Source organism: Sinorhizobium sp. NG07B (assembly GCF_002532005.1).
Lineage (GTDB): Bacteria > Pseudomonadota > Alphaproteobacteria > Rhizobiales > Rhizobiaceae > Sinorhizobium > Sinorhizobium fredii_C.
In genome coordinates this window covers 1,556,173-1,570,035 of record NZ_NWTD01000001.1, presented here as the reverse complement: position 1 = coordinate 1,570,035, position 13,863 = coordinate 1,556,173, and the positions used below count along the sequence as shown (strand labels likewise).

The following is a 13,863-nucleotide window of genomic DNA, read 5'->3' as shown; positions in this document are numbered from 1 at the left end:
CTTACGCTTCCGGTGCAACGTAGCGCGGAAAGACCGGCTTCGGCGCCTCGAGCGGCGTGCCGGGAACCAGGCGGCCCGGCTCGCCAAGGTCGGCGAAACTGCGCCTTTCTTCGGGGACCGCCACCAGATCCAAGAGCTTGCCCGCCGATTCGGGCATGAAGGGCTGCAGCAGGATCGCGATCTGGCGCACCACCTCCGCCGTCACGTAGAGCACGGTCCCCATGCGCTCCGGATCAGTCTTCTTGAGCGCCCAGGGTTCCTGCCCGGCGAAATAGCGGTCCGTCTCGGAAACCACGGCAATGATCGCGGCGAGCGCGCGGTGGATGAGCTGCTTGCCCATTTCCTCACGCGTCGTATCGAGGAGCGAATCGGCGGCAACGAGCATCGCCTTATCCTCGCCCGTCAGCGGACCGCAGACCGGAATCTGGGCGTCGCAGTTCTTGACGATCATAGACAGAGAGCGGCTGGCAAGATTGCCGATACCGTTGGCTAGGTCTGAATTGATGCGGGTCGCGATTCCCTCCTCGCTGTAGCTGCCGTCCTGGCCGAAGGAGACTTCCCGCAGGAAGAAATAGCGGATCTGGTCCAAGCCGAAATGTTCGACGAGGTTGAACGGGTCGACCACGTTGCCGAGCGACTTCGACATCTTCTCGCCCTTGTTGAGCAGGAAACCATGCGCGAAGACGCGTTTCGGCAGCGGCAGGCCCGCCGACATCAGGAAAGCCGGCCAGTAGACGGCATGGAAGCGGATGATGTCTTTGCCGATGACGTGGATATTCGCCGGCCAGAACTTTGCCCGCGGTCCCGACGGATCGGCCAAATAGCCCGTCGCGGTGAGATAGTTCGTCAAGGCGTCCACCCAGACATACATGACATGGGCAGGATCGTTCGGCACCCGGATGCCCCAGTCGAAGGTCGTGCGCGAGACCGACAGATCCTTCAGGCCCGACTTGACGAAGGAGATCACCTCGTTGCGCCGCTCTGCGGGGCCGATGAAATCGGGGTTGTCCTCGTAAAGTTTCAGGAGCTTGTCCTGATAGGCCGACAGACGGAAGAAGTAGCTCTCCTCTTCCACCCACTCGACCGGCGTTCCCTGCGGCCCGTAGCGCACACCGTCGTCGCGCAGTTCCGTCTCGTTTTCCTGGTAATAGGCCTCGTCGCGAACAGAGTACCAGCCGGCATAGGAATCCTTGTAAAGATCACCCGCCTCGCCCATGCGGATCCAGATTGCCTGCGACGCCTCGTGATGACGCTCCTCCGTGGTGCGGATGAAATCGTCGTTCGATGCGTTGAGCAGTTCGGCCATCTTTTCGAACTCCGCCGAGTTGCGGTCGGCAAGCTCCTGCGGCGAGATCCCCTCTTTGCGTGCCGTCTGCTGCATCTTCTGGCCGTGTTCGTCGGTCCCCGTCAGGAAGAAGACCTCGCGCCCGTCCAGCCTCTGATAGCGCGCCATGGCGTCCGTCGCGATCAGCTCATAGGCGTGGCCGATATGCGGCTTGCCGTTCGGGTAAGAAATCGCGGTGGTGATGTAGAACGGGGACGTATCTCTCATGGCGGCTTCGATTTATCTCGGATCGGAAACTATGGCTGCTATTAGCGCATCGCCTTTAGGTAGGGAACCGCTATGCCCAGAAAAACCCTGAGGGACAGTAGCGTCTTCAGGCAGCTTGGCCGTTGACATCTGCGGCCGGTGGGAACAAACCATAAACACGGAAAGGGGAAAGCGATGCTGCGTGATCTCAAGGAAAAGTTCGAAAAAGCTTCGGCTGCCTATGCCAACCAACACGCCATCGTCCGAGATCCGGACTGGTACATTCTGAGGCTGCAGGAGGAGCTCGGCGAACTGAAACAGGCATGGAACAAGGCGAGCGGTCGCGGGCGAACGGCTGGCACGCCGATCGACGTATTGCGACGGTCGCTTGCAGACGAGACGGCCGATCTTCTCGGCCATGTCCTGCTCTTCGCCTACACTACAGCGCCGCGCGTCTATAGACGAGCAAAGGCCGCTGTAGCACTTTGAATTGCTGAATGATTTTTTCCTCAAATCGATTCCGATTTAAGGAATCATGCAGTAACGATATCAACCTTTGCCGCGGCGATCGAGCGGAAGTGGAAATTCAGGCCGGACCTATAGGGCGTCCTTCAAATCGTCGAGCAGGGACAGGATCGTCTGCTTGCGATCGAGATTATAGGCGTCGCTTACGGTCAGCCGCTCGCCGAAGCTGCCGGAGAGCCTGGCGAAGCGCTCGGCTCGGTGAATGTCGCCGGCAATGGCCGCCTCGCGCGCCAGCCGCATCACCCTCCCCGTGACGAGCGACGAGAAGAAGTCGTAAATCGTTTCGTTGTCCCTCGCCGAGAGAATGTCGGCGAGCTTGTGCATCTGCTTGCGGACGGCCGGGCCCTTCCCTGCGAGAACGTCCTCGAAGGCGGCTGCGATGTCGAGCCCGCCATAATTGATCAGCTTCAGCGCCTCGGAAACGCTGCCGCTCGCCGCGGCAATGATTCCATCGGCGCTCGAAACGGCCAGATCGAAGCCCAGATGGGCGAGCGCCAGGCGCATTGGCTCCGCTTCGAGCGGCTTCAGCCGCAGCGGCAGGCAGCGCGAACGGATCGTCGGCAACAGCTTTCCGGGCGCGTGCGTCAGCACGAGAAACAGTGAGCGGCGCGGCGGCTCCTCGAGGATCTTCAGAATCGCGTTGGCGGCATTGCGGTTGAGATCGTCGGCGGGATCGACGATGACGATGCGCCAGTTCCCCGTGCCCGATGTCTGCCCGAAGAATTTTCCGGCGCGGCGGACCTCGTCCACGGTGATCGCTCCCTTAGCCCTGCCCGTCTTCTCGTCGACGGGGCGCGTGAGATGCAACAGATTGTGCGACGCGCCGGAGGCAAGCTGCCGCGTGACGAGCGACGCCGGATAGGGATCGTCGAGGAGTTCGGGCGCCTCCGCGGGCTCGGGATGGCTGAGCACATGATTGGCGAACCGGAACGCGAGCGTCGCCTTGCCGATCCCCTCGGGGCCTTCGATGAGGATTGCATGGTGGCCCTTGCCGGACCTGTAGCTCTGGGCAAGAAAGGCTTCGGCTTCACGATGGCCGAAGAGCTTGTTGTTTTCCACGGGAGCGACTGCCCCCTCGAGCACGCCGGGACGTTCCATGGTCATGATGCCGCTTCGACCGCGGACGACTGCGGTTCGCCATTGCCCGGCAGCAGCGCCTCCACCAGCCTAAGCACTTCCGCTGCGATCGCCTCCGTAGGACGGGTGGCATCGACGACCCGGCACCGCTGGGGATCGGCCTCGGCAATGTCGAGGAAAGCCTCGCGGCGCTTCTCGTGCGTCTCGAGCTGCTCCTTTTCGAAGCGGTCCGGGTCCTCGCTGGAACGGCGCCGGGCGCGTTCCAACCCGACCTCAGCAGGCAGATCGAAGATGATCGTCCGATCGGGAATGACGCCGTTCACGGCGACGCGCTCGAGCGTTTCGATGAAGCCGGGCTCGAGATTGCCGGTGACGCCCTGATAGACGCGGGAGGAATCCATGAAGCGGTCACAGAGCACGATCCTCCCGTGCTGCAAGGCGGGGCGGATGACTTCCTCGACATGGTCGCTGCGCGCCGCCGCGAACAGAATCGCCTCCATGCGGACACCGAAGGGTTCCGCTGCACCCGACAGTAAGACGTGGCGGACCGCCTCCGCCCCTATGGAGCCGCCGGGCTCACGGGTGGTCAGCACGTCAAAGCCTCGGGCGCTGAGCGAATCGGCGAGAAGGCGCATCTGGGTCGATTTTCCCGCCCCTTCTCCACCCTCGAATGTTACGAACAATCCCTTTGTCAGCGACACAAGTTCTTCCAGATCGGCGTGCATACCGGTTCTGTTTAGCCGATTGATCTGGCGGAAGGAACCGTCAAGCACCGCATTTGTCACAGCCAGAAGAACAGAAGTTCCTGCAGGGCGTCGAGCGCCCGGCTGCTGAGCGTGCCGGGCCCAACCGCCTCGGCCGTTCTGACCGGCACTTCCCTCAGCAGCTTCTCGCCGTTCCAGAGCTTGACGACGCCTACCTGCTGGCCGGCTGCCACCGGCGCCGTCAGCGGCCATTTGTAGACGATCCTCGCCGTCAACCGTTCCGGATTGTTGACCGGAAGCAGCAGGTCGACCGGGTCACCCGCGACCAGCGAGACGCGAGACGCCGCCCCGCCGTAAACGCTCGCCTCGCCGATCGTCTCGCCTTCAGCGAAGATGCGCCGCTTCTCGAAATTCGTCATTGCCCAGTCGAGCACGCGGCGGCTTTCCTCGATCCTCTCCTTGTCGGTTTCAAGGCCGGCCATCGCCAGATAGACCCGGCGGTCGCCGCGCTGCATGGAGGCGGCAAGCGAGAAGCCGGACCCTTCCGCAAAACCGGTCGCCAGCCCGTCGACTCCGACATTGGCGGCAATCAGCGGGTTCTTGTTGCGCTGAAGGATCTTGTTCCACTCGAATTCAGGCTGAGCATAGAGGCGGTAGAATTCCGGATGCGCGTCGCGCAGATGGCGTGACAGGGTGACGAGTTCACGCATCGTGATCCTGTTTCCCGGATCCGGCAGGCCCGTCGCATTCTTGAAGGTCGCAACCGGCATGCCAAGCGCGCGGGCGCGTTTGTTCATCCGTTCGGCGAAGGCCGCCTCACTGCCGGCCATGCCCTCGGCCAGGATGATGCAGGCGTCATTCGCCAGTTGCACAGTCGCGCCTTGAATGAGGTCTGCAACGCGGATCTGGGATTTGATCGCGGCGAACATCGTGGCCGTGCCGGACGGTGCACCGCCTGTTCGCCAAGCATGTTCGGAAACCGGAAAGGTCGTCTCCGGCGTCAGTTCGCCCTTCTCCAGCGCCTCGAAGACCACGTCCATTGCCATCAGCTTGGCAAGCGAGGCGGGCGGTACAGGATCGTCTTCGCCGCGCGCGAAGAGCACGGTGCCTGTTTCCGCATCGACGAGGTAGATTTGCTTCGCCTTCGTATCGAAGGCCGGCGTTTGCGCTGTCGCCTCCCCCTGAGCGATCGCCGCCAGGATGCCCACGATCGCGAACCACTTCATGCGCATGAGAAACTCCGGTTTCTCATGCGGGCATAGCAGTGCAGAGCCCCCCGTTCAATCGGCATCGATCGGATCAGATGGCGCCTTGATGCCGCTTCGCATAGGCAAGGATCGACTCGGGAGTGAGCGGATTGGAATCGACCATGATCGCTTCGAAGGGAGAGGCCTTGTCGCTGACGCGCACTTCCACATAGGCAGCCGCATAGGCCATGGTGCCGTCCGGCAGCGGGATCAATTCGGGCCGCTCGGTCGGGATCGGGCCGATGTCCGGCAGCAGCACGAATTCGGTCATAGCCGGCGGCGTCGGGAAGGCTTGCGCGGGCGCGGCGAGTGCGTTCACCGGGGCGCCTGAGCCGAGCATCGACTTGGCCGGGACCGTGACGGTGCCGAGATCCTGCACCTGGTTGCGCAGCGGTTCGTTCGAGGCGACCATGACCCCCGTCGCGATCTGGCGTTCGGGCATCACACCCGGAGAACGATCGCCTTTCCTGACGTAGGACGCCATGAGATAGGGCATGTCGTTGCCCTCGAGCGGAGCCCGGCCGACATATTGAACGCGAACCTTGGCGCTCCCCTTGCGCTTGATGTCCAGCATGTCAGCCGTCTTTGAGGAGACGTCGATGAGCCGGCCGTATTCATAAGGACCGCGGTCGTTGACGCGGACGATCACCGACGTGCCGTTCTCGAGGTTCGTGACCCGGGCATAGCTCGGCAGAGGAAAGGTCGGGTGCGCCGCCGACAGGTGATACTTGTCGTAGACTTCGCCGTTTGCCGTCAGGCGACCGTGAAAGGCCGATCCGTACCACGAGGCCATGCCGGTCTTGTTGTAGCCGAAATCCTCTTTCGGCTGATACCACCTGCCCTTGACCTGATAGGCCTTGCCCACCTGATAGCGGCCGCCGCCCTTCGGAATATTGCGTCCGGTGGCGACCCGCGGGCTGGCTTTGACGCCATAGACGGATTCGGCGAAGTATTCCTTGCTTCGCGACTTGCTCTTCTTGACACTGGATGTCGTCGATCCGCAGGCGGTAAGCATTGCGCACAGCAACGGAACTGCAGCGAGCCGAATTCCCCTCACAAGGTATGCCGCTTTTCTATCGGATGTCATCTGTCCCACAAGATCATTCGCAATGCCGCACCGAAATGATCCGCACTAGCCCCCGCGCAGAATTCGGCGTTCCGAAACGGAACAATCAAAGTAATCATGACAACAACAAGGCGGAATTGCGAACTGGATGGCGAAAGCGCCATTGAAATCTCGTCTTATGGTTTACAGAACGTAAAGATCGAAGGGCCGAAAGCCGCCAGATGGACAGTGCCAGTCCCTACGCGGAGCAACAAAATCATGGTGCTGAGCACAGCAAATCTTGCAAAGCCCGTTTGCTTCGGGCAATAACGCGGCTGCCCGGAGGAGTGGCCGAGCGGTTTAAGGCACCGGTCTTGAAAACCGGCGTGCGTGAAAGCGTACCGTGGGTTCGAATCCCACCTCCTCCGCCACTGAGCTTCCCAAATCTTCCTATCAGCACCGAGTTGACAACCGGGACCGTCCAGGGTCCGCGCCCGCTTGGCCGCATATCATTATCTCCTGACCGGAACTTTGTATCTGCAGCGGGGTTGCAGGCGATGTGCGAGCAAGATCAATCAGTGACGTTGCCGAGCGCATGCCCATTTCGAGAAAGCCACCCGATGAAGAAGCGACGGATCGGCCGCTTGCAGGCTCGCGCAGGCTGGATCGTAACATCAATGCGATTCTGAAACGGCGCCGGGAGGCGGAACTTGGAAAGACGCTTCAAGACAAGATTGCAGATACAATTACGCGCTTTGCCGGCTCGATGACCTTCATCTATCTTCATCTCGCGGCATGCGTCTTCTGGATCGCGGCGAACATGAGATGGTTGCCTGGTGTGCCCGTCTTCGACCCGAGCTTTGTAATCCTCGCCATGGTCGCCTCCGTGGAGGCGATCTTCATCTCCACTTTCGTTCTCATCAGTCAGAACCGAATGGCGGCGGACGACGACAAGCGGGCAGATCTCAACCTGCAAATATCACTGCTGGCCGAACAGGAGGCGACCCAACTGCTGACCTTGGTCTCGGCAATTGCCGCTCGGCTTGACGTGAGGACAGCGGTAGACGCCGAGGTCGGCGAACTCGCGACCGAAGTGACCCCCGAAGACGTGCTCGACCGACTGGAAAAACGGCAAGCCGGCAGCGACGATTAGATACCGCTCTTGCGAATCTACTCGAGGCAAAACCTCCTACCTTCCGGAGCTCGAAACCGCGGTCGGCATTGCTCCGCTCCGAAGCCGCTTTCTCGTTAGATGCATTCTTTGCATTTCGTTGGGTTTGCGACGGGATCAGTCGCTTGCTCCAGGGATCAGCCTTGATCTTTCGGCCACCAGGCTAGAACTTCACCACGAGCCCGAGAATCGGACCCTGCTGCACGACGTCGAACAGAAAACCGTCGTTGCTGTAGTCGACGCCCAGGGCGCGGTAGCCGGCGACAGCCGACACCGTGTCGCTGAAGCGATAGCCGATGGCGGCGGCGACGTCCCAGTCGAGGTCGGCCTGGCCGGCGCCCACGAGGCCCCATCCGGTCAGAAAGATCTCCGGCGTGAAGATCATGGACAGGGAGGTCTCGGCCTCCGGCTATGCGGCGGTCTGGGCCAGGGAAAACAGGCGCGAATCCCTGTGGGACGCGATGGAACGCAAGGAAACCTATGCCACGACCGGGCCGCGCATGATCGTGCGCTTCTTCGGCGGATGGGACTTCGAGGCCCGTGATGCCGAGGATCGCCTGCCGGCGCGGATCGGCTACAGCAAGGGCGTGCCGATGGGTGGCGACCTCAGCGCGGCACCCGGCGGCAAAGCGCCGACCTTCCTTGTCGCGGCGTTGAAGGACCCGATCGGCGCCAATCTCGACCGCTACCAGATCGTCAAGGGCTGGTTGGACAAGGACGGAAACCCGCACGAGAAGGTCTATGACGTCGCCTGGTCGGGCGACGGCAAGCTTCCACCGGTCGGCAATACCGTAGACGAGGCGAACGCCACCTGGACCAACACGGTCGGCGCACCTGAACTCATCGCCGTGTGGAAGGATCCGGAATTCGACTCCAACCAGCCCGCCTTCTATTACGGCCGGGTGATCGAAATTCCGACACCGCGCTGGACCGCCTATGACGGCAAGCGATTTGGCGTGAAGCCTTTGCCGGGCACCGCGACGACCATCACGGAGCGCGCCTACACGTCGCCGATCTGGTACACGCCGAAGTCCTGACGGCATGCCGCTGACCGCGTCGGAAAGATTTGAGAACGTTCGGCAGTGCCGCAGATCTTTTCGCGTGGCCAGGCATCGAAGCCGCCACGCAAAATCGACGAATTCAATTCCTGGGACTAGCTGTTCTGGACCTGCTCGACCGCTTGTGCCAGGAACTCCAGCATGCGCACGCGGATGTCGGCTTCCGACTGCGCCACCCCGGCCGCGTCGAAGTCGGCCTTGATCTTGCGCACGACGTCCTCGTGGCCGGCTTCCTCGATATCTGCGGTGATGACGTCACGCGCGTAGGCTTCGGGGTCCGCCTTGTTGAGGAGGCCGGCGGCCCAGAGGCCGAGCATCCTGTTGCGCCGCGCCAAGGCCTTGAACCTCAACTCTTCGTCCATCGCGAACTTTGCCTCGAAAGCCTTCTCGCGATCCTGCATCGTCGTCATCAATCGACCTCCCTCAAGTTGCCGGCCAGCATTCTCGCATAATGCAGTGTGCCGGCGGAAGAGCAACCTGCGTTTTCGTCTTTGGCGCCTTTCATGATACCCTGATCTAAATCGGGGGAAGGAAAGATACGCCGATTGTGAAATGCGTTCTTTTCAGATATGGACCCGCTGAGAAAATTCCAAATGCGCGACCCAAGAGCGCCAACAACCACAGAGACAAGTCCATGAATCGTCGCCGCCGTATCTACGAGGGCAAGGCAAAGATCCTTTACGAGGGTCCGGAACCGGGCACGCTCATCCAGTTCTTCAAGGATGATGCGACCGCGTTCAACAAGAAGAAGCATGACGTCATCGACGGCAAGGGCGTACTCAACAACCGCATTTCCGAGTACATCTTCACTCATCTCAACAAGATCGGCATTCCGACGCACTTCATTCGCCGCCTCAACATGCGCGAGCAACTGATCAAGGAAGTGGAGATCATTCCGCTCGAGATCGTCGTGCGCAATGTCGCCGCCGGTTCGCTCGCAAAGCGCCTCGGCATCGAGGAAGGCACCGTGCTGCCGCGCTCGATCATCGAGTTCTACTACAAGGCCGATGCGCTCGACGACCCGATGGTCTCGGAAGAGCACATCACCGCGTTCGGCTGGGCGAGCCCGCAGGAACTCGACGATATCATGGCGCTTGCCATCCGCATCAACGACTTCCTGTCGGGCCTCTTCCTTGGCGTCGGCATCCAACTCGTCGACTTCAAGATCGAATGCGGCCGCCTCTACGAAGGCGACATGATGCGCATCGTTCTGGCCGACGAGATTTCGCCGGACAGCTGCCGGCTGTGGGACGTCGAGACCAAGGAAAAGATGGACAAGGATCGGTTCCGCCGCGACATGGGCGGCCTGGTCGAGGCCTATCAGGAAGTGGCCCGCCGTCTCGGCATCATCAACGAGAACGAGCCGCCGCGCGGTTCCGGACCCGTGCTCGTCAAGTAACGATGCTGGCCAAGTGAATTTCGGGGATAAGCAAGTGATCAAGGCACGCGTAACCGTGACGTTGAAGAATGGCGTTCTGGACCCTCAAGGCAAGGCAATCGAAGGCGCGCTCGGGGCGCTTGGCTTCGACGGCATCGGCCAGGTCCGCCAGGGCAAGGTCTTCGACCTGCAGCTCGAGACCGCAGACAAGGCCAAGGCCGAAGCCGAGCTCAAGGCTATGTGCGAGAAGCTGCTCGCCAACACGGTGATCGAAAATTACAGTATTTCCCTCGCCTGACGGCGGGGGAATTTCTGCGCCGGCCGTCACGATCGGACGCGACCCTCGGATCGGTTCACCGGCGTTTCCAGCATTGATGTTCACCTCGCGCGCTTCAGGGCCGCGGGGCCAAGGCAAGGTATCTACGCCCATGAAGTCAGCCGTCGTTCAGCTTCCAGGCCTTAACCGCGATCGCGACATGATCGCGGCACTTACGAAGATCTCCGGCAAGACGCCGGTGACCGTCTGGCAGACCGAGACGGAGATCCCGGATGTCGACCTGATTGTCATTCCCGGCGGCTTTTCCTATGGCGACTACCTGCGCTGCGGCGCGATCGCCGCGCGCATGCCGGTGATGCAGGCGATCAAGGCCAAGGCCGAGCAAGGCGTGCGCGTCCTTGGCGTGTGCAACGGCTTCCAGATCCTCGTCGAAGCGGGCCTGCTGCCGGGCGCGCTGATGCGCAATGCCTCGCTGAAATTCGTCTGCCGCGAAGTGAAGCTCGAAGTCGTCAATGCGGAGACGGACTTCACCCGTGCCTACGCCAAGGGCCAGGTGATCCGCAGCCCCGTCGCCCACCATGACGGAAACTATTTCGCCGACGCCGAAACCTTGAAGGCGGTGGAAAGCAATGGTCAGGTCGTCTTCCGCTATGCCGAAGGCACCAACCCGAACGGCTCTCTCAACGATATTGCCGGCGTGGTGAATGACCGCGGCAATGTTCTTGGCATGATGCCGCACCCGGAAAACCTGATCGAAGCGGCCCATGGCGGCTCGGATGGCCGCGGCATCTTCGCCTCGGCGCTCGACGTAATCGCCGCTTAACCGTATCGCTGCTAGAAGGCGGTATCCATCGTCACGCGCGCGAGGCCGCCTATGCCATCCATGAAATGCAGACAATTCGCAGCGCTCGGCTGCGTCGCCGCAAGCCTTGTGCTCGTTGGCGGGTGCCAATCCAACCGCCCAACCTCCGCGCCTGCGAGCTCCGCCGCGCTCCCGACGATGGAGCGCGTTGCGCTTGGCGCCAATGGCTGCTGGTTCAAGTCGGGCGACCCGGCCTTCAAGGCCTATCGGCTCGCACCGGAACTCAATTCCTTCTCCGGGCGCCCGCGCATTTTGCTCGTGCCGCGCAAATCGCCCGAGTCACGCCCCCTCGCGGTCATCCAAGCCGAAGGGCACCCTGCCCGGCTGCAGGCCTTCGGTCCGCTTCTCAGCGAGCCGGTGGGCACGCGGATCGCGTCGGACGTGCGGCGCTGGGCCGCCGGCGGCCAGGGCTGCAGTTGAGCTCAAACAACCGAGTTCCCGATCCGAGCTCGGCGGTCTCGCGCGCCGCGGATAAATCGTCCGCGCCTAGCCTCTGCGTCGTGGCGGCAAGCAAACAGACGGGCGGCGGCGCCACATCTTTGAACGCATCCCGCTCTAACGCCAGAACGGAACGGCAGCCTCTCGCCGTGCTTCAGCCTCGCTGACGCCGATGTCCTTCAACTGGTGGTCGCTCAAGTCGCCCAGCACCAGACGGCTGCGCCTCTTCGCGGCCAATGCACAGTAGAAGCGCCACAGCCTAGCTGGAATACTCAAGTTGGCGCTTTGCCCGCGATGGCTGGGCCTCTCGGTGTGCCGCGGCGACAACTGAATTGTATTAATTGTATTCATTGCTCCGAACCTCAACGCCGTACTGTCGCACCATCCTGTGATAATTGACTCTGCAATTGAGGCAATATAGACAATTGTCACTATGACAACTTGGCTACCGGATATACAGCAGGGGCACGGGCCGCTTTACGCGCGGATCGCCGACCAGATTGAACAGGCGATCGGCAGCGGCGCCCTGCCCGTCGGCACCAAGCTGCCGCCGCAACGCAATCTGGCCTTCGACATCGGGGTGACGATCGGAACGATCGGCCGGGCCTACAACATCGTGCGGGAGCGCGGACTTGTGAGCGGCGAGGTCGGCCGCGGCACCTATGTGCTGGACCATCCGGAGAGCAGACCGCCCGAACAGGCCGATCCACTCACCACGTCGCTAGCCGGTACCCGTCCGATCGTCGCGCCGCCCGGCAAGCTGCGCTTCGACAGCACGGCGGCGCCGGACATCGGCCAGGGCGACATTCTGGCAAGATTGCTCGGTGACATCAGCCGGGAGCATCATGCGGACATTGCGAGCTATGCCCGCAATTTTCCTGATCATTGGTTCGAAGCGGGTGCGCAGTGGCTGGCGAGCGGCAGCTTTCGACCGACACCGGAATGCATCGTGCCGACGCTCGGTGCGCACGCCGCCGTCATTGCCGTGATTTCGGCGGTCACCTCGCCGGGCGACCGGATCGCCTTCGAAACCCTGACCTATTCGCAGGTAAGCCGCAGCGCCGGGCTGATCGGGCGGCGGATCGCGCTGCTCGCAAGCGATGAGTTCGGCCTGATCCCGGAGGATTTCGAGCGCGTTTGCGCCCAGCAGCATCCGAAGCTCGCCTTCCTGATGCCAAGCGCGCAGAACCCTACGGTGGCGATCATGCCGCTCGAGCGGCGCCAGGCGGTCGCCGAAATCGCCCGCAAATACGGTGTATGGCTGGTCGAGGACAATCTCTATGGCTCGATGACCGGTGATCCCATTCCGCTTCTCGCCGAACTAGCGCCGGAGCGGACTTTCCTCGTCGGCGGCCTGTCGAAGTCCGTTGCCGCCGGCGTGCGCGGCGGCTGGGTCGCCTGCCCGCCACATTTCAGCCAGCGCATCCGCATCGCTCACAAGATGATCAGCGGCGGCCTTCCGTTCCTCCTTGCCGAACTTTGCGCCCGCCTTGTTCTTTCAGGGGCCGCCTCCTCCCTGCGCGGCCGCGGCGTCGAGGAAATCGGCAAGCGCGTCGCCATGGCGCGCGAAATCTTCTCCGGCTTCGAGTTCAACGACCACCCGAAGGTACCCTTCCTCTGGCTGAAGCTCCCGGAGCCCTGGCTGTCGGGAACCTTCAAGCAGGCAGCCCTCCAGGAAGGCGTGCTGATCGACGACGAGGACGAATTCAAGGCGGCCCGGTCCGACCGCGTCTTCCACCGCATCCGCGTCGGATTCTCCTCGCCGGCCAAGCGGAGCGACGTGGAGGCCGGGTTCCAGATCTTGCGACGCCTGCTCGATAGCGGCCGTACCGGCTACGACAGCTTCGACTAATTCCCTGCCAGACGACTTTCGCACAAGCGACGACGATTTATAGTTCGCGTAACGCCTGAGTCGATTCGCCTTTCCAAAGGATCTGGCATGCTTTCTTCAACTTGGCTCGGTGCCCGGAGCCTGATGCTCGGTTCCGTCGGAGCCTTCGCGTTCCTGGCATCTCTTGGGGCCACACCCGTTCACGCGGCAGAGCCGATCTTCGACGAACTCCGTTTCGGTGCGACGACCTCCATCGGCGACGGCGACAATCAGGAGGACGGCGTCTTCCCATCCGTGACCGTCTTTTTCGACCCGTTCGGTGCAGACAGTGCTACCGGCTTTATTGAAAAGGTCCTGCGGCCACGGGTGCATGCCGGAGCCTCGATCGCAACCGCGTCGAACGGCGTCAATCAGGTGTATGGCGGGTTCAGTTGGGACGTCGACATCACCGAGCGTTTCTTTGTCGAGCTCGGTGCCGGCGGCACGGTTCACGACGGCGACCTGAACGATGACGGAACGAGCGGGCCGAAGCTTGGCTGTCGGCTGATGTTCCGCGAATATGCCGCCGCCGGGTTTCGCTTCGACGATCACTGGAACCTGTCGGCAACGGTGGAACACTCCTCCAATGCCAATCTTTGCAATGGACCCAACGACGGTTTGACGCGTGCGGGACTGATGCTCGGCTACAAATTCTAGCGGCTGAAAAACGGAATTTCCGG

15 protein-coding genes, 1 tRNA gene and 2 pseudogenes are annotated in these 13,863 nt (G+C 62.0%); 10 read left to right on the top strand and 8 right to left on the bottom strand.

Annotated elements, in window-relative coordinates; genetic code table 11:
• Position 1: 1 nt before the first annotated feature.
• Positions 2 to 1,552, bottom strand: coding sequence for a methionine--tRNA ligase (metG, locus tag CO664_RS07535; RefSeq protein ID WP_097538297.1), 1,551 nt, complete (start codon positions 1,550 to 1,552; stop codon positions 2 to 4).
• A 174-nt stretch (positions 1,553 to 1,726) separates the two neighbouring features.
• Between metG and CO664_RS07530 the strand changes: the two genes are divergently transcribed.
• Entirely contained in the window at positions 1,727 to 2,020 is a 294-nt protein-coding gene (locus tag CO664_RS07530; RefSeq protein ID WP_097538296.1) for a pyrophosphatase, read from the top strand.
• 108 nt (positions 2,021 to 2,128) lie between these two features.
• On the opposite strand, the gene CO664_RS07525 is transcribed toward CO664_RS07530, so the two are convergent.
• The 4 genes from CO664_RS07525 to CO664_RS07510 all read right to left on the bottom strand — a co-directional run bounded on the left by CO664_RS07525 (position 2,129) and on the right by CO664_RS07510 (position 6,171).
• A complete protein-coding gene (locus tag CO664_RS07525) occupies positions 2,129 to 3,160 on the bottom strand; it encodes a DNA polymerase III subunit delta' (RefSeq protein ID WP_097538295.1) in 1,032 nt (343 codons plus the stop codon).
• Positions 3,157 to 3,858 (bottom strand): dTMP kinase, encoded by a 702-nt coding sequence (gene tmk, locus CO664_RS07520; protein ID WP_097538612.1) that lies wholly within the window; start codon positions 3,856 to 3,858, stop codon positions 3,157 to 3,159. Before tmk ends, CO664_RS07525 begins: the two co-directional genes overlap by 4 nt.
• Before the next feature lie 56 nt (positions 3,859 to 3,914).
• A complete protein-coding gene (locus CO664_RS07515; RefSeq protein ID WP_037424459.1) occupies positions 3,915 to 5,069 on the bottom strand; it encodes a D-alanyl-D-alanine carboxypeptidase family protein in 1,155 nt (384 codons plus the stop codon).
• Between the two features lie 67 nt (positions 5,070 to 5,136).
• Entirely contained in the window at positions 5,137 to 6,171 is a 1,035-nt protein-coding gene (locus tag CO664_RS07510) for a septal ring lytic transglycosylase RlpA family protein (protein ID WP_097538294.1), read from the bottom strand.
• A gap of 299 nt (positions 6,172 to 6,470) precedes the next feature.
• On the opposite strand from CO664_RS07510, the gene CO664_RS07505 reads away from it, so the two are divergent.
• Positions 6,471 to 6,560, top strand: a tRNA-Ser gene (locus CO664_RS07505).
• Positions 6,561 to 6,724: 164 nt separating this feature from the next.
• Positions 6,725 to 7,282 carry a DUF1003 domain-containing protein gene (locus tag CO664_RS07500; RefSeq protein ID WP_050988348.1) on the top strand — a complete coding sequence of 186 codons (558 nt, stop codon included), beginning with the start codon at positions 6,725 to 6,727 and terminating at the stop codon, positions 7,280 to 7,282.
• A 181-nt stretch (positions 7,283 to 7,463) separates the two neighbouring features.
• Here the strand turns inward: CO664_RS07500 and CO664_RS07495 are convergent.
• A pseudogene (locus CO664_RS07495) lies at positions 7,464 to 7,679 on the bottom strand (hypothetical protein); the annotation flags it as partial.
• Between CO664_RS07495 and CO664_RS07490 the strand changes: the two are divergent.
• Positions 7,669 to 8,337, top strand: a pseudogene (locus CO664_RS07490) (DUF3604 domain-containing protein); the annotation flags it as partial. The pseudogenes CO664_RS07495 and CO664_RS07490 overlap by 11 nt on opposite strands.
• Positions 8,338 to 8,453: 116 nt before the next feature.
• Here CO664_RS07490 and CO664_RS07485 read toward each other — a convergent pair.
• Positions 8,454 to 8,768: a DUF1476 domain-containing protein gene (locus tag CO664_RS07485; protein WP_037424455.1), complete on the bottom strand. Its 315-nt coding sequence runs from the start codon at positions 8,766 to 8,768 to the stop codon at positions 8,454 to 8,456.
• Between the two features lie 224 nt (positions 8,769 to 8,992).
• On the opposite strand from CO664_RS07485, the gene purC reads away from it, so the two are divergent.
• The 4 genes from purC (at position 8,993) to CO664_RS07465 (ending at position 11,295) form a co-directional block, all read left to right on the top strand.
• Complete coding sequence (purC, locus tag CO664_RS07480; RefSeq protein ID WP_018239850.1) at positions 8,993 to 9,757, top strand: phosphoribosylaminoimidazolesuccinocarboxamide synthase; 765 nt, start codon at positions 8,993 to 8,995, stop codon at positions 9,755 to 9,757.
• Between the two features lie 34 nt (positions 9,758 to 9,791).
• Complete coding sequence (gene purS, locus CO664_RS07475; protein ID WP_012708154.1) at positions 9,792 to 10,034, top strand: phosphoribosylformylglycinamidine synthase subunit PurS; 243 nt, start codon at positions 9,792 to 9,794, stop codon at positions 10,032 to 10,034.
• A 130-nt stretch (positions 10,035 to 10,164) separates the two neighbouring features.
• The gene (purQ, locus tag CO664_RS07470) at positions 10,165 to 10,836 is read left to right on the top strand and encodes a phosphoribosylformylglycinamidine synthase subunit PurQ (RefSeq protein WP_037424453.1); all 672 of its coding nucleotides are present in this window, start codon (positions 10,165 to 10,167) and stop codon (positions 10,834 to 10,836) included.
• A gap of 51 nt (positions 10,837 to 10,887) precedes the next feature.
• Positions 10,888 to 11,295: a hypothetical protein gene (locus tag CO664_RS07465; RefSeq protein ID WP_037424451.1), complete on the top strand. Its 408-nt coding sequence runs from the start codon at positions 10,888 to 10,890 to the stop codon at positions 11,293 to 11,295.
• A gap of 135 nt (positions 11,296 to 11,430) precedes the next feature.
• On the opposite strand, the gene CO664_RS07460 is transcribed toward CO664_RS07465, so the two are convergent.
• On the bottom strand, positions 11,431 to 11,664 hold the full coding sequence (locus CO664_RS07460) for a DUF1127 domain-containing protein (RefSeq protein WP_083854262.1): 234 nt from the start codon (positions 11,662 to 11,664) through the stop codon (positions 11,431 to 11,433).
• Between the two features lie 82 nt (positions 11,665 to 11,746).
• Between CO664_RS07460 and CO664_RS07455 the strand changes: the two genes are divergently transcribed.
• Both CO664_RS07455 and CO664_RS07450 read left to right on the top strand, forming a co-directional pair.
• Positions 11,747 to 13,165 carry a PLP-dependent aminotransferase family protein gene (locus tag CO664_RS07455; RefSeq protein ID WP_097524848.1) on the top strand — a complete coding sequence of 473 codons (1,419 nt, stop codon included), beginning with the start codon at positions 11,747 to 11,749 and terminating at the stop codon, positions 13,163 to 13,165.
• Positions 13,166 to 13,288: 123 nt separating this feature from the next.
• Positions 13,289 to 13,840, top strand: coding sequence for an acyloxyacyl hydrolase (locus tag CO664_RS07450; protein ID WP_104839278.1), 552 nt, complete (start codon positions 13,289 to 13,291; stop codon positions 13,838 to 13,840).
• Positions 13,841 to 13,863: the final 23 nt, after the last annotated feature.